Below are 14,709 nucleotides of genomic sequence, written 5' to 3'. Positions count from 1 at the left end.
GGCTTCATCGACCACAAGCACAGGAAACTGGTTCGCCGCAGCGCCGCGCCAACCCAACCGCTTGGCGCTGCCGCGAACCCATCATAAGGGGGAAAACTGTTACCTATCTATCCGGTTCAAACTGTTACCCATCTATCGGCTGGACACTCAATTCCGGTAGGCCGGTTCCTGCTCGTCGAGGATCGCCTTCAACTCGCTGAGATGGCGTTCGGCCTGGCCGGGATAGTCGTCCATCTCGCTCGCGGCCTTTTCTGCGATCGCGTCGGAAAGCGTGCGCAGCGGGCGGCCGGTCCACAGCGCCTTGATGTAGGTCTCGGCGGCGCGTTCGAAATAGAACATGCGGTTGAAGGCATCGGCGACCGTGTCGCCGATGACCAGCACGCCGTGATTGCCCATCACCATCACCTTGACCTTGGGATCGACGAGAAGCTGCGAGCAGCGCTCGCCCTCCTCCTCGAAGGCCAGCCCGCCATAGTGCGCGTCCACGACATGGCGATTGAAGAACATCGCCGAATTCTGGTCGATCGGCGGCAGTGTCGAGTCAGCGAGCGATGCCAGCACCGTGGCGTGGATCGAATGCACATGCATGACACAGCGCGCGTGGCGCACATTGCGATGGATGGCGCCATGCAGTCCCCACGCCGTTGGGTCGGGCGCATCGGGGCCGGAGAGCGTTTCTGGATCGTTGGCATCGATCATCAGAAGGTCGCTCGCCTTGATGCGCGAGAAATGCACCTGGTTGGGGTTCATCAGGAACTGTGTCCCGCCATCATTGACGGCCAGCGAGAAGTGATTGGCCACCGCCTCATGCATGTTGAGCCGTGCCGTCCAGCGGAAAGCGCAGGCAAGATCGACGCGCTCCTCATAGTAGGGCAGGTTGGTCAGCGTTTCCTTTTGCAGACGGGCAAGGCTCATCCTAAAATCCTCCGGTTTCGGCAAGAATGCCGTGGCCAGCCCATGTCCGCAACCGGTTTTGGTTGGTGCAGGGATGGCTATCTCACGCTGCCGTGCTGGCAGCGGCACCGCTGGCTCGCAGGCCGCCATGCTCGATGATGAAATCGATCACCTCCTGCAGCCCCTTGCCGCGCGACAGGTCGGTGAAGCCGAACGGCCGCTTGCCGCGCATGCGGCCGGCGTCGCTCTCCATGACATCGAGGTTGACGTTCACGTAAGGAGCAAGATCGCTCTTGTTGATCACCAGGAAATCGGAGCGGGTGATCGCCGGCCCGCCCTTGCGCGGAATCTCCTCGCCCTGGCAAACCGAGATGACATAGAGCGTCAGGTCGGCGAGGTCGGGCGAGAAGGTCGCGGCAAGATTGTCGCCGCCGGATTCGATGAAGACGATGTCGAGATCCGGGAATTTCCTGTTCATTTCGGCGATTGCCTGCAGATTGATCGACGCATCCTCGCGGATGGCGGTGTGCGGGCAGCCGCCGGTCTCGACACCCATGATGCGGTCCTCGGGCAGTGCCTGCAGCCGCGCCAGCATCATGGCGTCTTCCTTGGTGTAGATGTCGTTGGTGACGACGGCGATGGAAAACTCGTCGCGCAGCGCCTTGCACAGCTTTTCGGTCAGCGTCGTCTTGCCCGAACCGACCGGGCCGCCAATGCCGACGCGCAGCGGACCATTTGTCTGTGTCATGCGGGAAACTCCGTGATGGCGAGGATGGCAAAGCCGAGCCCGATCAACAGGCAGAGCGGCGAATAATAGCGGACATCGAGCCGCGCGAAAGGCTGTTCCGGCGCCAGCCGCCGCCACCATGGCGTGAAGCCGGCTATGCCGCGACCCAGGAACACCAGGCCGATGAGCAGCGAAGTGGCGGCGAGGCCTTCCCGGGGAAAGGGCGAGGCAAAGACGCCCATGAGCGCCAGCGGCCATAGTGTCGCCAGGCAGAGACACGCGGCAACGGCGAAACTGGCAAACGGCGTCGGCATTTCATCGACGCCGCGAAAGCCGACAACGGCGCGGGCGCAGGAGGCCGCATCCTGGCCCGGCCAGATGCCGCCAAGGCCCCAATAGACATGCAGCGTGGTAATCAGCAGCAGAACAAGGGAGAGCGCGAAGGCGAGAAAAGTCATGAGCGGAACAGCCGCGAATACTGGGTTTCGTGCTTCATCGCCATGACATCGGAGACGAAGGCGCAGCCACCGAGATCGTCCAATGTCGAGCGCGCGGCGCGGCTTGCGGTCATCAGCGCCAGCGGCTCGAAGCCGGCTAACAACGTGGTCGCGCCGCTCTGGCCGACGACGCCAAGCCGGATCGCCGCCTGGGCGAGGTTGGAGAAGAAGGCCTGCAGGAAGGCGGACAGCGCATCGGGAAGTGCAATTGAATTGCCGCCGGCGATGGCGCCGACGGCGACGCAATAGGCGCATTCGGCCGGCAAACGCGCCAGCGCTGGATTAGGCCAGGCTGCCGCCGCTTTGAGGAAGGCCGCACCCTGCAGCATGGTCTCGGTGTGGCGTTCGCGCGAGCCGGCCAGCGCCTCGGCGAGTGCCGCCACTTCATCGAGATCACCGGTGCCGCGTGCCCGGCGCCAACTCTCGGCGAACAGCACGGCGTCGTTCCAGCCCGAACCGATCTCGACAAGCGTTTCCAGCCAGCCGGTCAGGCTCCCGGCATCGGCAACCAGCCCGTCATGCACCGCGCGCTCGAGACCATGGCTGTAGGAAAAGCCGCCGACCGGAAAGGCAGGCGACAGCCACGCCATCAGCCGCAGCAGGGCGATATTCGAAGGCTGGTCAGTCATGGTCGTGGTGATGGCCGGCATGACTGTGCGAATGGGCATGCGATTCGCCATGAGAATGGCTGTGCGCTTCGGCGTGGCTGTGGGCATGCGCATGGCCGTGATCGTGGCTTTGCCCGCCATGCCCGGAATAGGCGCCGCGCACCGGCTTGAACGGTTCGGAAACGTCGGCCACCGTGGCGCCGAGCCCCTCCAGCATCGCCTTGATGACATGGTCGCGCAGGATGAGGATGCGACCGGCCTCGATGCTTGCTGCGAGATGGCGGTTGCCGATGTGCCAGGCGAGCTCGGCCAGATGCACGCCGTCGCGAGCCCGGATGTCATAGACCTCTTCCGGCGCCGCGATGATCTCGACATGGCCGCCATCCTCCAGCACCAGCCGGTCGCCATCGTTCAAGGCGACGGGTTCGGGCAGGTCGACCAGCACCTTGCTGCCGTCGGCAAGCTCGATGGCGCGGCGGCGCAGATGCCGCTCGTCATGGGCGAGAATGGCCCGGCCTGACGGTAGGGTGGTTCCGGCATTGCCGGCGGACAGTACGGAGACGGCGCGCGGGAATTTGGTGAAGTCGGTGTTGAGGTTGAGCTTCATTTCATGGATCCCCCATTTGCTTGCGCCCGTGCACGGGCGGGCCGTGCCAGCACGCGGTCGAAATAGGCGTTGACGCGCGGCTGACCCGGGATCCCCGCGATCCGACGGCCTTGTACATGCGCAAACCTGCCTTTCCCGAACAAGCTAGACCATCGCGTTCGCTCAGACGATGGTGTCGAAGAGCCGCAGGATGAACGATATCTGATAAATGAGCGCCGCCGTGACGAAGGCGATGTGGAAGCGGCGGTCGCGCACCAGGATCGCGACGATACACAGCGCAACGAAGACCGGCGTGCGGAACAGATACTCGCTGCCGAAGCGGGCGAAATGCTCTGGCCCTTTCAGCAGCGTGTCGACCACGTCGAGCAGGTAGGTCGCAGCCAGCAGGCCGAAGAACCACGCACGGCGCGAATAGAAGAAATCCTCGTAGCTGGTGTAGTCCAGCATCGAATCGGGAAACAAAAGCGCGCACAGCAGGAACAGCGTGATCGCGTAGAAGATGATGAACAGGTACTTGCCGAAGGTCCAGGTCTCGATGGCGTAGAGGCCGAACTCCCACCACCAGAAATGCACCAGCATCAGGAGCACCGAGACGACCCAGGCCAGATGCACGGGATAGAGCTTGTACTGGCCGGGATGCTGGACGATGCGCGCCACCCCCGACAGCAGGCGGGCGACGCCAAGCCCGATCACCATGCCCATGACGATGCGGATATGCGGGAAAATGTCGTGGGCGGAAGCGATTTCGGTGGCCATGCTCGATCACAATGCAACTGTTGGTCGGCCGCATATTGCTGCCTCCCACCAAGGGCTGCAACGGATAATGCTCGCCCCGTCGAATCGCCGCTTCAGAACAGAAAGTATCTCTGCGCCATCGGCAGCACCGTCGCCGGCTCGCAGGTCAAAAGCTCGCCGTCGGCACGCACCTCGTAGGTTTCCGGATCGACTTCGACATGCGGCGTGGCGTCGTTGAGCACCATCGAATGCTTGCCGATGCCGCCGCGGGTGTTCTCGACGGCGACGAACTGCTTGTCGACGCCAAGCCTGCCATGCAGGCCTGACTCGAGCGCGGCTTTCGAAACAAAGGTCACCGACGAGTTTGTCCTGGCCTTGCCATAGGCGCCGAACATCGGCCGGTAGTGCATCGGCTGCGGCGTCGGGATCGAGGCGTTGGGGTCGCCCATCGGTGCTGCGGCGATCATGCCGCCGATCAGCACCATGTCCGGCTTGACGCCGAAGAAGGCCGGGTTCCACAGCACCAGGTCGGCGCGCTTGCCGACCGCGATCGAGCCGATGTCTTTCGACAGCCCATGCGCGATGGCCGGGTTGATCGTGTATTTGGCGATGTAGCGGCGGACGCGGAAATTGTCGTTGTTGCCGGTCTCCTGCGGCAGCGAGCCGCGCTGGCGCTTCATCTTGTCGGCGGTCTGCCAGGTGCGGATCGCGACTTCGCCGACGCGGCCCATGGCCTGGCTGTCCGACGAGATGATCGAGAAGGCACCGATGTCGTGCAAAATGTCTTCGGCCGCGATGGTCTCCTTGCGGATGCGGCTTTCGGCAAAGGCGATATCCTCGGGGATCGACGGCGACAAATGATGGCAGACCATCAGCATGTCGAGATGCTCGGCCAGCGTGTTGACCGTGTAGGGCCGCGTCGGGTTGGTCGAGGACGGGATGACGTTGGGCAGGCCGCAGACCTTGATGATGTCGGGTGCGTGGCCGCCGCCGGCGCCCTCGGTGTGGAAGGCGTGGATGGTGCGGCCTTTGATGGCAGCGACCGTGTTCTCGACAAAGCCGGATTCGTTCAGCGTATCGGTATGGATCATCACCTGCACGTCGTAGTCGTCGGCGACCGACAGGCAGCAATCGATGGCCGCCGGCGTCGTGCCCCAGTCTTCGTGCAGCTTCAGCGAGCAGGCGCCGCCCAGCACCATTTCCTCGAGCGCGGCGGGCAACGAGGCATTGCCCTTGCCCGACAGGCCGATGTTCATCGGGAAGGCATCGAAGGACTGGATCATGCGGGCCATGTGCCATGGTCCCGGCGTACAGGTGGTGGCCAGCGTGCCGTGCGCCGGACCGGTGCCGCCGCCGAGCATGGTGGTGATGCCTGACATCAGCGCTTCCTCGATCTGCTGCGGGCAGATGAAGTGGATATGCGCATCGAAGCCGCCTGCCGTCAGGATCTTGCCTTCGCCGGCGATGATCTCGGTGCCGGGGCCGATGATGATGGTGACGCCATCCTGCGTGTCAGGATTGCCGGCCTTGCCGATGGCCGCGATACGGCCGTCGCGAAGCCCGATATCGGCCTTGAAGATGCCGGCGCTGGCGTCCACCACCAGCGCGTTGGTGATCACGGTATCGACGGCGCCTTGCGCCCTGGAAACCTGGCTCTGGCCCATGCCGTCGCGGATCACCTTGCCGCCGCCGAATTTCACCTCTTCGCCATGGATGGTGAGATCCTTCTCGACCTCGATGAACAGTTCGGTGTCGGCAAGGCGCACTTTGTCGCCGACCGTCGGGCCATACATCTGCGCATAGGCGGCGCGGGTAATTCTGGCCATCAGCGATTGCTCCTGAAATGCGGTTGGATTGGAGCGGTGCTGCACATTGCTGCCATCCTATGGTCACGCAATGACCCGCTGGGCGACACCTTCTGATCCCATTTGGCGGTTGAGGTTAGGGGGTCACCCCAGACCGACCGTTTGCCAATCGATGGAAAGGAAAATCCATGCGCAAAACGATTATTCTTGCCGCCGCAGCCAGCCTGATGCTGGCGGGCGCCGCCAGTGCCCAGCAGCAACCCGCGCCACAGCCCGCTCCGGCGCCGGCGACGCCTGCTCCAGCCACGCCCCAGGCTCAGCCTGCGGTGCCGACGATCCAGAGCGTCAACATCGTCGACATCACCGAGTTGCCAAAGGACACCCAGACGCAGGTCAACCAGGTGATCGCCCAGCGCGGCGATGACGGCTTGAAGAAACTGCGCAGCTCGATCGATGCCACACCCAAGGTGAAGTCGGCGCTGGAGGCCAAGGGAATGAGCTCGGCGCAGGTGGTCGCGGCCAGCATGGAACCCAATGGCGCACTGACCTTGATCACCAAGAAGGCGAGCTGACGAGACGGCACGGCGGGCCGGCATTCGGCCGGCCGGCCGGATCGGGAAAGGAACCTTCGCCGGGCGGCATTCGTTTTGTTCTTTTCGCGCTAACCCGCGTCCCGAAACGACTTCTCTCAGGAGCGAGCGATGGCGATCACTTCTTTCTCGACCGGGATGCGGGCAGTCGCCGCCACGGCGTTCCTGGCGGCTGCTGGTCCTGCTACCGGATTGAAGGCGCAAGGGCTCGAAAGCACGGAGACCGTCAACCGCATCGTCGGCTCGCAGGTCAAGCAGGAAGAGGCCAAGGCCACCGCTGAGGCCCGCAGCGTCAACACGGCGATCGACCGCACGCGTGAAAACATCGGTACGGTGCGCAAGACGTCCAAGCTCGACAAGGTCGACATCGTGTTCCTCACCGACGCCGCGCGCAGCGAAGGCGGCCCGCCGCCGGAGATCGAAAGCAAGGTCAAGCAGCATCAAGACGACATCACGGAGCTGCGCAAGGAGATCGAGGCCAACGCGCTGCTGTTCAACGCCATCGAATCGCGGCGCGTGCAGGCGCAGGATGTCCTCGCCGTCGAATTCGATGATCCCGGGAAGGTCGTCATCTACGCCGCGGCCAAGCCATCGAACTGAGCTGAGCGCGCTGGAAGATCTCACAGCTTGCCCATCACCTTCTGCTGAAATCCGTAGATCTCGCGCTTGCCGCCGAGCGGCACCAGCGTGACGTCGCGCTCCTGGCCCGGCTCGAAACGCGTGGCCGTGCCTGCGGCAATGTCGAGACGCATGCCCCTGGCGCGCTCGCGGTCGAATTTCAGCCCCTCATTGGTCTCGAAGAAATGGTAGTGGCTGCCGACCTGGACCGGCCGGTCGCCGCTGTTGGCGACTTTCAGGGTGACGGTCGGCAGGCCCTTGTTGAGCTCGATGTCGCCGCTCACCGTGATGATTTCACCGGGGATCATGGTCACCCTCACACGATGCCGAAGGCGAGACCGATGCCGATCGCCGCGCAGGCGGCACCGGCAGCACGGGCCACTCCACGGAACCGGATGCCGAGACTGAGACCGGCAGCGATGCCGGCGGCATGCAGCAACAGCGTGGCGATGGCAAAGCCGGCCATGTATTCAAGCCCGCCGGCATTCTCCGGCACCTCGGTGCCATGCGCGTGGCCGTGGAAAAGTGCGAACAGGCCGATGATGGCGACCCCGGCCGAGACCGGCAGATCGATCGCCAGCGCCACCAGCAGCCCGAGCGTCACGACCGATGCCAGTATGCCCGGTTCGACGAAGGGCAGCGGCATGTGCAGCATGCCCAGCGCGCCGCCGACCAGCATGACGCCGACAAAGGCCGCCGGCCAGGCAAGAACCGCCTTGCCGCCCTTGAGCGCCGCCCACAGCCCGACCGCGACCATCACCGTCATGTGATCGAGCCCGGAAAGCGGGTGCATGAAGCCGGCCGTGAAGGAGGAGGCCGTGCCGATGCCGACATGAGCATAGGCCGGCATGGCAGCGGCCAGCAGCAGGATCGCCGACAGGCAGAGGCGTTTGGCAGGGATCATTCTATTTGCCTTTCGTTTTGCTCGGTCTGGTGTTTACGCCGCCTTGCTGGGACCGCAGCCTTCAGCCTTGAGAACGCGTCTGCGCGACGCCGGATATTTCTTCAGCATCGCTGGCGGGCGGATCGGCCGCGCCGAAAAACCACCGCCGCAATTGGGGCAGATGCCGCCCAACACCTGTTCCACGCATCCGGCGCAAAAGGTGCACTCGAAGGTGCAGATCAGCGCATCCGTCGCCTCCGGCGGCAGGTCCTTGTCGCAGCATTCGCAGTTGGGACGCAGCTCCAGCATCCTGTCCTCCTCAACGGATCGGTTCGTGCACGGTCACCAGCTTGGTGCCGTCGGGAAAAGTCGCCTCGACCTGCACGTCATGGATCATCTCGGCGATGCCTTCCATGACTTGCGCGCGGCTGACGACATGAGCGCCGGCTTCCATCAGTTCGGCGACCGGACGGCCGTCGCGGGCGCCTTCGACGACGAAGTCGGTGATCAGCGCGATCGCTTCCGGATGGTTGAGCTTGATGCCGCGTTCGAGCCGCTTGCGCGCCACGATCGCCGCCATGGCGATCAGCAGCTTGTCCTTTTCCCTCGGCGTCAGGTTCATGCGTTTCCCTGGATTGGTAGAGACAGGCCTATAGTGACCATAATTTGGGCAACCCCGCCCTTCCGTTAAGCAATTCGACGAGTGGAACCAGCCGCTGGCGCAGCCGGTAGCCGTCCCCGGCGTAGAGCCTCGCAAGAAGCTTGCCAGATTTCTTCACGCTCCAGACGCTGGCGCTGCCGTGGTCGCCGACGATCTCCAGAACCCGGTCGAGCAGGGCCTCGGCGCGTGGCGACACCAGAAGCAGCGTCGCCACCGCAATCGCGCCGCCGGCAACCGCCGGGCGGTCGAGCGTGGCGGCGATATCGGGTCCGATGCGGAAATCCTCGGCATGAATGAGGGCGCCATCCTGGCGCACACGCCAGCGGTCATGGAAGTCGCCCTGCGTGGCGCGTTCGCCCATCGCCAGGCGGCCGAAAACGGCGGCTTCCAGCACCAGCGCCTCGGCGCCGACGGCAAGCTCGACCTCGAGCGTGCGGGCAAAGGCCGCCCGGTCGAAGGCGATGGTTTCCTGCGGCAGCCAGGCGATCCGGCCATTTTCGCCGACCGACAAATTGACTCGCACTTCGGCACGGTTGGATGCCGCCCGGTAGATCTTCTCGCAGGCCTGCGTGGTGATCGACGCCGAAGCGGCCGCGCCGACATCCACCTCCCAGGCGATACGGTCGCCGCCGGTCATCCCGCCGGCGGTGTTGATCAGCACCGCTTCGAGCGGATCGGTCGAGACGGCCGGCATTCTTATCTTGGCGGCGCCGTCCTGATAGAGGCGCCGCAGGCGCGTGCGGCCCTCACTGAGCGCGCAGGAAAGCCGCGCGACGCCCGCAACGCGCTGCGTCGAAATCCCGTCATGTTCGCCGTTAGGTTCGCCCATATCCATGCCTGCACGTTAAGCACTCCGTCGGCTTTGTCGATATGGAGTTCGATATAGCTTGTTGCTTGACAACGTTTCGGTTTCTATAGAGGGAACCACCTTGGTACGGTCATGCTGCGCTTGGCGAGGGTATTAAACGACGACGGTGGCTTGATACCAGGAGAAAAAGGGGCGCTGCTCAGTTGGCGTCGGGAAACGTCGAGATAGTGGGGAAGGAACCGAATGGCCGACCAGCTGGCAACGGATATCATCGCGAAGATCAAGGCTCATGCCGAGCCCGGCGGCGAAGAAATCACCACCACCACCGAATTGACCTCGCTTGGCATCCATTCGCTCGAGCTGACGGAGATTATCTTCGATCTTGAGGAAGAGTATGGCATCGAGATCGAGATGAACACGGTCGACGCCTGGAGCAATCTGAAGAATGTCGGCGACATGGTCGAAGCTGTGCGCGCGCTGATCGCGAAAAAAGCCTGAACTGAATGCGGCAGCGCGTTGTCATCACCGGCATGGGCGGCATTTGCGGGCTCGGCACCAGCGCGCCCGCGATCTGGAACGAGATGCGCGCCGGCCGCTCGGCCATCGGCCAGATCACAAGTCCCCAGCTGCATGATTTGAAGGTCAAGGTCGGCTGCGAAATCAAGGCACTTCCCGATCACGGAATCGACCGCAAGCAGACCGTGTCGATGGACCGCTTCAGCCTGCTGGCGACGATCGCAGCCAGAGAAGCCATGCAGCAGGCCGGCCTGGTTTCGAATGAAGCCACCACCTATCGGATGGGCACCGTCGTCGGTGTCGGCGTCTGCGGCTGGGAGGCGATCGAAGAGAGCTATCGCGCCATCCTGATCGAGGGCAAGAACCGCGCCGGTATCTTCACCGTGCCAAAGGTGATGCCAAGTGCGGCCTCCGGCCACGTCAGCATGAATCTCGGCCTGCGCGGCCCGGTCTTCGGCGTCACCTCGGCCTGCTCGTCGTCCAACCACGCCATCGCCTCGGCCGTCGACCAGATCAGGCTTGGCCGCGCCGATGTGATGGTCGCCGGCGGCACCGATGCGCCGCTGGTCTGGGGTATTCTGAAGGGCTGGGAAGCGCTGCGGGTGCTGGCACCCGACACTTGCCGGCCATTCTCGGCAGATCGCCAGGGCCTGTCGCTCGGCGAGGGCGCCGGCATGGCGGTGCTGGAGAGCTACGAACACGCCATGGCGCGCGGTGCCACCATCCTTGCCGAGATTGCCGGCGCCGGCCTTTCCGCCGACGCGTCCGACATTGTCGCGCCGACCGTCGAAGGGCCGACGGCGGCCATGCGCGCCTGCCTGGCCGATGCCGGCTTCAATCCCGAGGATGTCGACTACCTCAACGCCCATGGCACCGGCACCAAGGCCAACGACCAGATCGAGACGGCAGCGATCAAGCGCGTCTTCGGCGACCATGCCTACAAGCTTTCGGTGTCGTCGACCAAGTCGATGCACGCCCATTGCCTCGGCGCATCGGGGGCGCTGGAGATGATCGCCTGCGTGATGGCGATCCGCGAAGGCATCGTGCCGCCGACGGCCAATTTTCGTGAGGCCGATCCCGATTGCGACCTCGACGTCACGCCGAATGTCCCGCGCGAGCGCAAGGTGCGCGCCGCGATCAGCAACGGCTTCGCGTTCGGCGGCACCAATGCCGTGCTGGCCTTCAAGGCTGTTTGAGCCCAGGCGCGCGATCTGCCCCAAACGGGCCGTTCCGTTGACCGTCCGTGCACGACGAAATGGTCACCGCTATATTGATCGTGCCGTGTCGCGCGTCTAATTCTTGGCCCCCCGCCAAACCGCGCCGCTCGGCGCGAATCCCCATTCAGGAGTTTCCATGGCCGACCTGTCCGCCTTTCCGATCGCAACGCGTTGGTCGGCCAAGAATCCGGACCAGATCCAACTCTATTCGGCAACAACGCCGAACGGCGTGAAGATATCGATTGCCCTGGAGGAACTCGGCCTGCCCTACGAGCCGCATTGGGTCAACATCGGCCAGAACGAAAGCTGGACACCGGAATTCCTGTCGCTCAATCCCAACGGCAAGATACCGGCGATCATCGATCCGAACGGTCCGGACGGCAAGCCGATCGGCCTGTTCGAATCCGGCGCCATCCTGCTCTACCTCGCTGAAAAGACCGGCCTGCTCATGCCCATCGATGCCGCGCGCCGCTACGAGACCATCCAGTGGGTGTTCTTCCAGATGGCTTCGGTCGGGCCGATGTTCGGCCAGGTCGGCTTCTTCCACAAATTCGCCGGTCGCCAGATCGCCGACAAACGCCCTCTGGAGCGCTATCGCGACGAGTCAAAGCGACTGCTCGGTGTGCTCGACGGCAGGCTGAAGGGGCGCAAGTGGATCATGGGCAATGACTACACCATCGCCGACATCTCGCTGCTCGGCTGGGTGCGCAACCTGATCGGCTTCTACGAAGCGCGCGAACTCGTCGGCTTTGACGATTTCGTCAATGTCTCGACATGGCTGGAGCGCGGCCTGGCGCGGCCGGCGGTGCAGAAAGGCCTGACCATCCCGGCCAAGGGATAGCCGAACCAGCCTCCGAAGCGCGGCTATTTCGCCTTCGCTTTGGCCTTGGAACCGCCTTTGCCCATGACGGAAGCAGCGAGCGACGCAGCACCCCGGGCGGCGACCATGACCGCGCCGGCAGCGACGTTGGCCGTCGCCTTGGCCGTGCGCATCGCACTGCCGCTCAGGGAGTCGCTGGGACTCGCGGGCTTCTTCGGCTTTGCGGCTTTCGGCGCGGCTTTCGCTGCGGTCGGCACCACTTTCTTCGGCGCTGCCTTGCCGAAGGCCGGCTTGGCGTCCTTCGAACGGGCTGTCATCGCCGGGCCGGCGCCGGCCTTGGATTGGGTCGCCTTGCCCTTGGCGGGCGCGGGCTTTCTTGCCTTGATTGCCATTGGACCGAATCCCTCTTTTGGCACAATTGCCGTGTCGGGATAACGGCCTGAAAGTCTTAAGGTTCCCCTTGCGCAATCCGTCGAATCAAGCGGAACGGCCGATCACAAGATCGGCAGCCCGGCGCCGCGCGAGCACGCGCTCGATGTTGGGCAGGTCGTTGGACGCGATCCAGGCGCGCGCATCTTCATCGGAGCGGCCATGTCCGTGCCAGCGCTCCATCAGCCGGCGCTCGAGTTCGTTGCGCGGCACGTCGACGAAGATCGAGAAATCGAACAGCGGCGCCAGCCGCGACCACGGCTCTTCGTCGAGCAGCAGATAGTTGCCCTCGACCAGGATGAACTTGGTTTGCGTGGCGACGATCGAGGCGGCGGCGCGCGACAGTTCCATGCTGCGGTCGAAGACCGGGATGGCGATGTCGGGTTCGCCGGCACGGATACGCTTCAGCAGGGCCTCAAACCCGGCAAAGTCGAAGGTTTCCGGCGCGCCCTTGCGCGCGCGCAGGCCGCGCCGCTCGAGCACGGCGTCGTCATAGTGGAAGCCGTCCATCGGCACGACTTCCGAAGCACCTTCGGGCAGCAGTTCATGCAGCCTTGCCGACAGCGTCGACTTGCCGGAGCCTGGTGGACCGGCAATGGCGACGATGAAGCGGTTTGCCTTGCCGGCGCGTTTGAAGATGGTGGCGGCGAGATGGGCGATTTCGGACATGAGAGCCTCTCTGGCCTGGATGATCGGCACGATAATTTCCGCTGTATCTTGTCGGCAGTTGGCGGAAATTTCAAATCGGGATTTGAGCTATTGGAGGCGGTCTTTTGCCAAAGTTGGCGCCGCCCCTCATCGCCCTGCCGGGCACTTCTCCCCGTATAGTGACGGGGAGAAGGGGCCAGCCGCAATCTCGGCGCCTACTCTGTAACGCTGGTAGTTGGCGAAACCGGTGATGAGAGCACCCCTCTCCCCGTCACTATACGGGGAGAGGTGCCGGCAGGCAGGTGAGGGGCGGCGCCAACTTTGGCAATTGATGGGAACCCTTGAACGAACAGAAGTCAGCTGTGCTGTTCGTTCAGGCAGCCACAGGCTGCCCAATACGCAGGAAATCGCTGTCGAAGGAAACCTCCCGCGCCGCGCCACCGGCCGTCAGCCGCATGCGGCCATCCGCCGTCGTGAGCTCCTGCGGTGGCTCGCCGCCAGACAGCGGTATGGCGCCGATGACATGGCGAAAGGAAACGCTTTGGCTTTCGCCCAGCGCAAAGGCGGTCGCTACCCCTTCGCGCTTCAGCCAGTTGTCGCCGATCGAAGCGGCATGGCCGACGGCGGCGCGGCCGTCCTCGATGCCGAGCACGCCCAGGTGGCGACCGCTCCAGGGCGCGTAGTCGCGCCCGCCATTGCTGAACCACAGCATGGTGATCGGCAGCTCGGCAGGGTTCTTCAGCACCAGCACCAGATCGTCCTCGGCCTGGCGCGCAAGCGCGGTCCAGCCCGGTCCGCCATGATCCGTCTCGACCAGCGTGAGGAAATCCTCGCGCAGGTCGCCCATGCGGTATTCCGTCAGGTCGAGCGTACCGCCGCCTGCGGCGGGAAAACGGCCGAGATCGGCGGATCGTGCCGGATAGGCCAGCAGGAAGCGGCCGCGTGCGGGATCCGGCTCCAGCGGGTCGTCCAGCGTCGCGGCAAACCGCTTCGGCGAAAAGGCCAGCCTGCCGCCGCCCGTCATTGCCGTCATCGGGTGATGCGCGACCGAAATCGCACCATGGCCGCCGGAAAACACATGTTCCTGGTAGAGGAAGGGATGGCCGTCGCGCAGCGTCAGGATCTTGTCGACGCTGGCGCCCATCACCTTGTGCCGCAGGCGATAGACCGCGCCCCAGCCATCGTCGGTCGCGACACTTTCGACGACATCCCAGGCGCTGTTGGCCGGCCAGCCATGCAGCGGCGCCTCCTCGACATCGCTGCGCGAAAACGGCGCGCAGAGAAAATCGCCGGACAGCCGAACCGTGCCTTCCGGCAAATTGTCCGGCAGCGTCTCGCCCGCATCGACCCAGGGCGCGCGATGCAGCGGCTTCAGCTGTCGTCCGCCACCCTCGACGACCATGTCGGCGATATGGCCGACCGTGAGGTCGAGCGAAACCGAAATGCCCCGGGCCTTGATGGTGTGGATGGTCATTGTGCTCTCACCGATTCTGCAGGCGCAAACTGGCCTGTTCGGCGGCACTTGCGCAAGCATTGCGGCAGGCATTTTGCATCAGTTGTCACTCTCCCACATCGCATATGGAGTCTTTCGAAGAGGACCCCCACCCTAACCCTCCCCACAAGGGGGAGGGAACGCTGCCGCGTGC

General features: G+C 64.2%; 20 protein-coding genes. 5 read left to right on the top strand and 15 right to left on the bottom strand.

Going from position 1 to position 14,709, the window contains the following annotated elements; genetic code table 11:
- Positions 1–147: 147 nt before the first annotated feature.
- The 7 genes from EOB59_RS30140 to ureC form a co-directional block, all read right to left on the bottom strand.
- Complete coding sequence (locus EOB59_RS30140; RefSeq protein WP_127383480.1) at positions 148–915, bottom strand: class II aldolase and adducin N-terminal domain-containing protein; 768 nt, start codon at positions 913–915, stop codon at positions 148–150.
- Between the two features lie 82 nt (positions 916–997).
- The gene (ureG, locus tag EOB59_RS30135) at positions 998–1,642 is read right to left on the bottom strand and encodes an urease accessory protein UreG (protein ID WP_127330455.1); all 645 of its coding nucleotides are present in this window, start codon (positions 1,640–1,642) and stop codon (positions 998–1,000) included.
- Positions 1,639–2,079 carry a DUF3995 domain-containing protein gene (locus EOB59_RS30130; protein ID WP_128289912.1) on the bottom strand — a complete coding sequence of 147 codons (441 nt, stop codon included), beginning with the start codon at positions 2,077–2,079 and terminating at the stop codon, positions 1,639–1,641. Before EOB59_RS30130 ends, ureG begins: the two co-directional genes overlap by 4 nt.
- Positions 2,076–2,747 (bottom strand): urease accessory protein UreF, encoded by a 672-nt coding sequence (locus EOB59_RS30125; RefSeq protein ID WP_164895795.1) that lies wholly within the window; start codon positions 2,745–2,747, stop codon positions 2,076–2,078. The genes EOB59_RS30130 and EOB59_RS30125 overlap by 4 nt, the downstream gene beginning before the upstream one ends.
- Entirely contained in the window at positions 2,740–3,333 is a 594-nt protein-coding gene (ureE, locus tag EOB59_RS30120; RefSeq protein WP_128289910.1) for an urease accessory protein UreE, read from the bottom strand. Before ureE ends, EOB59_RS30125 begins: the two co-directional genes overlap by 8 nt.
- A gap of 162 nt (positions 3,334–3,495) precedes the next feature.
- Positions 3,496–4,089 carry a hypothetical protein gene (locus EOB59_RS30110; RefSeq protein ID WP_127396918.1) on the bottom strand — a complete coding sequence of 198 codons (594 nt, stop codon included), beginning with the start codon at positions 4,087–4,089 and terminating at the stop codon, positions 3,496–3,498.
- Between the two features lie 92 nt (positions 4,090–4,181).
- Positions 4,182–5,897: an urease subunit alpha gene (gene ureC / locus EOB59_RS30105; RefSeq protein WP_164895794.1), complete on the bottom strand. Its 1,716-nt coding sequence runs from the start codon at positions 5,895–5,897 to the stop codon at positions 4,182–4,184.
- Positions 5,898–6,061: 164 nt separating this feature from the next.
- On the opposite strand from ureC, the gene EOB59_RS30100 reads away from it, so the two are divergent.
- Both EOB59_RS30100 and EOB59_RS30095 read left to right on the top strand, forming a co-directional pair.
- Positions 6,062–6,445, top strand: coding sequence for a hypothetical protein (locus tag EOB59_RS30100; RefSeq protein ID WP_128289908.1), 384 nt, complete (start codon positions 6,062–6,064; stop codon positions 6,443–6,445).
- A gap of 129 nt (positions 6,446–6,574) precedes the next feature.
- On the top strand, positions 6,575–7,063 hold the full coding sequence (locus EOB59_RS30095; protein WP_128289907.1) for a hypothetical protein: 489 nt from the start codon (positions 6,575–6,577) through the stop codon (positions 7,061–7,063).
- Positions 7,064–7,083: 20 nt separating this feature from the next.
- Here the strand turns inward: EOB59_RS30095 and EOB59_RS30090 are convergent, their stop codons facing one another.
- Genes EOB59_RS30090 through EOB59_RS30070 form a run of 5 tightly spaced genes read right to left on the bottom strand, consistent with a single transcriptional unit; the run spans position 7,084 to position 9,454 of the window.
- On the bottom strand, positions 7,084–7,389 hold the full coding sequence (locus EOB59_RS30090; protein WP_128289906.1) for an urease subunit beta: 306 nt from the start codon (positions 7,387–7,389) through the stop codon (positions 7,084–7,086).
- 8 nt (positions 7,390–7,397) lie between these two features.
- Positions 7,398–7,985, bottom strand: a complete 588-nt coding sequence (locus EOB59_RS30085) for a HupE/UreJ family protein (RefSeq protein WP_127808315.1) — start codon at positions 7,983–7,985, stop codon at positions 7,398–7,400.
- 33 nt (positions 7,986–8,018) lie between these two features.
- Complete coding sequence (locus EOB59_RS30080) at positions 8,019–8,273, bottom strand: DUF1272 domain-containing protein (RefSeq protein WP_127383075.1); 255 nt, start codon at positions 8,271–8,273, stop codon at positions 8,019–8,021.
- A 10-nt stretch (positions 8,274–8,283) separates the two neighbouring features.
- The gene (locus EOB59_RS30075; RefSeq protein WP_127808314.1) at positions 8,284–8,586 is read right to left on the bottom strand and encodes an urease subunit gamma; all 303 of its coding nucleotides are present in this window, start codon (positions 8,584–8,586) and stop codon (positions 8,284–8,286) included.
- Between the two features lie 28 nt (positions 8,587–8,614).
- Positions 8,615–9,454 carry an urease accessory protein UreD gene (locus tag EOB59_RS30070; RefSeq protein WP_127808313.1) on the bottom strand — a complete coding sequence of 280 codons (840 nt, stop codon included), beginning with the start codon at positions 9,452–9,454 and terminating at the stop codon, positions 8,615–8,617.
- 222 nt (positions 9,455–9,676) lie between these two features.
- Here EOB59_RS30070 and EOB59_RS30065 point away from each other — a divergent pair, with 222 nt between their 5' ends.
- The 3 genes from EOB59_RS30065 to EOB59_RS30055 all read left to right on the top strand — a co-directional run bounded on the left by EOB59_RS30065 (position 9,677) and on the right by EOB59_RS30055 (position 12,007).
- The gene (locus tag EOB59_RS30065) at positions 9,677–9,931 is read left to right on the top strand and encodes an acyl carrier protein (RefSeq protein ID WP_013528393.1); all 255 of its coding nucleotides are present in this window, start codon (positions 9,677–9,679) and stop codon (positions 9,929–9,931) included.
- A gap of 5 nt (positions 9,932–9,936) precedes the next feature.
- Positions 9,937–11,145, top strand: a complete 1,209-nt coding sequence (locus EOB59_RS30060) for a beta-ketoacyl-[acyl-carrier-protein] synthase family protein (protein WP_128289905.1) — start codon at positions 9,937–9,939, stop codon at positions 11,143–11,145.
- A gap of 157 nt (positions 11,146–11,302) precedes the next feature.
- The gene (locus tag EOB59_RS30055; protein WP_127808311.1) at positions 11,303–12,007 is read left to right on the top strand and encodes a glutathione S-transferase N-terminal domain-containing protein; all 705 of its coding nucleotides are present in this window, start codon (positions 11,303–11,305) and stop codon (positions 12,005–12,007) included.
- A 23-nt stretch (positions 12,008–12,030) separates the two neighbouring features.
- Here EOB59_RS30055 and EOB59_RS30050 read toward each other — a convergent pair whose 3' ends face one another.
- The 3 genes from EOB59_RS30050 to EOB59_RS30035 all read right to left on the bottom strand — a co-directional run bounded on the left by EOB59_RS30050 (position 12,031) and on the right by EOB59_RS30035 (position 14,537).
- Positions 12,031–12,378: a hypothetical protein gene (locus tag EOB59_RS30050; RefSeq protein WP_128289904.1), complete on the bottom strand. Its 348-nt coding sequence runs from the start codon at positions 12,376–12,378 to the stop codon at positions 12,031–12,033.
- 85 nt (positions 12,379–12,463) lie between these two features.
- Complete coding sequence (locus tag EOB59_RS30045) at positions 12,464–13,084, bottom strand: nucleoside triphosphate hydrolase (protein ID WP_128289903.1); 621 nt, start codon at positions 13,082–13,084, stop codon at positions 12,464–12,466.
- Positions 13,085–13,436: 352 nt separating this feature from the next.
- A complete protein-coding gene (locus EOB59_RS30035) occupies positions 13,437–14,537 on the bottom strand; it encodes a hypothetical protein (RefSeq protein ID WP_128289902.1) in 1,101 nt (366 codons plus the stop codon).
- Between the last annotated feature and the right edge of the window lie 172 nt (positions 14,538–14,709).

The sequence above is a fragment of the Mesorhizobium sp. M7A.F.Ca.MR.176.00.0.0 genome (assembly GCF_004023165.1).
Lineage (GTDB): Bacteria > Pseudomonadota > Alphaproteobacteria > Rhizobiales > Rhizobiaceae > Mesorhizobium.
Note: the sequence above shows the minus strand (reverse complement) of the source record. Positions and strands in the feature narration are given on the sequence as shown.

Bases quoted from the DNA above. Each gene is read 5' to 3' on its own strand.
- EOB59_RS30140 (WP_127383480.1), bottom strand. From the start codon at position 915: ATGAGCCTTGCCCGTCTGCAAAAGGAAACGCTGACCAACCTGCCCTAC.
- ureG (WP_127330455.1), bottom strand. From the start codon at position 1,642: ATGACACAGACAAATGGTCCGCTGCGCGTCGGCATTGGCGGCCCGGTC.
- EOB59_RS30130 (WP_128289912.1), bottom strand. From the start codon at position 2,079: ATGACTTTTCTCGCCTTCGCGCTCTCCCTTGTTCTGCTGCTGATTACC.
- EOB59_RS30125 (WP_164895795.1), bottom strand. From the start codon at position 2,747: ATGACTGACCAGCCTTCGAATATCGCCCTGCTGCGGCTGATGGCGTGG.
- ureE (WP_128289910.1), bottom strand. From the start codon at position 3,333: ATGAAGCTCAACCTCAACACCGACTTCACCAAATTCCCGCGCGCCGTC.
- EOB59_RS30110 (WP_127396918.1), bottom strand. From the start codon at position 4,089: ATGGCCACCGAAATCGCTTCCGCCCACGACATTTTCCCGCATATCCGC.
- EOB59_RS30100 (WP_128289908.1), top strand. From the start codon at position 6,062: ATGCGCAAAACGATTATTCTTGCCGCCGCAGCCAGCCTGATGCTGGCG.
- EOB59_RS30095 (WP_128289907.1), top strand. From the start codon at position 6,575: ATGGCGATCACTTCTTTCTCGACCGGGATGCGGGCAGTCGCCGCCACG.
- EOB59_RS30090 (WP_128289906.1), bottom strand. From the start codon at position 7,389: ATGATCCCCGGTGAAATCATCACGGTGAGCGGCGACATCGAGCTCAAC.
- EOB59_RS30085 (WP_127808315.1), bottom strand. From the start codon at position 7,985: ATGATCCCTGCCAAACGCCTCTGCCTGTCGGCGATCCTGCTGCTGGCC.
- EOB59_RS30080 (WP_127383075.1), bottom strand. From the start codon at position 8,273: ATGCTGGAGCTGCGTCCCAACTGCGAATGCTGCGACAAGGACCTGCCG.
- EOB59_RS30075 (WP_127808314.1), bottom strand. From the start codon at position 8,586: ATGAACCTGACGCCGAGGGAAAAGGACAAGCTGCTGATCGCCATGGCG.
- EOB59_RS30070 (WP_127808313.1), bottom strand. From the start codon at position 9,454: ATGGGCGAACCTAACGGCGAACATGACGGGATTTCGACGCAGCGCGTT.
- EOB59_RS30065 (WP_013528393.1), top strand. From the start codon at position 9,677: ATGGCCGACCAGCTGGCAACGGATATCATCGCGAAGATCAAGGCTCAT.
- EOB59_RS30060 (WP_128289905.1), top strand. From the start codon at position 9,937: ATGCGGCAGCGCGTTGTCATCACCGGCATGGGCGGCATTTGCGGGCTC.
- EOB59_RS30055 (WP_127808311.1), top strand. From the start codon at position 11,303: ATGGCCGACCTGTCCGCCTTTCCGATCGCAACGCGTTGGTCGGCCAAG.
- EOB59_RS30050 (WP_128289904.1), bottom strand. From the start codon at position 12,378: ATGGCAATCAAGGCAAGAAAGCCCGCGCCCGCCAAGGGCAAGGCGACC.
- EOB59_RS30045 (WP_128289903.1), bottom strand. From the start codon at position 13,084: ATGTCCGAAATCGCCCATCTCGCCGCCACCATCTTCAAACGCGCCGGC.
- EOB59_RS30035 (WP_128289902.1), bottom strand. From the start codon at position 14,537: ATGACCATCCACACCATCAAGGCCCGGGGCATTTCGGTTTCGCTCGAC.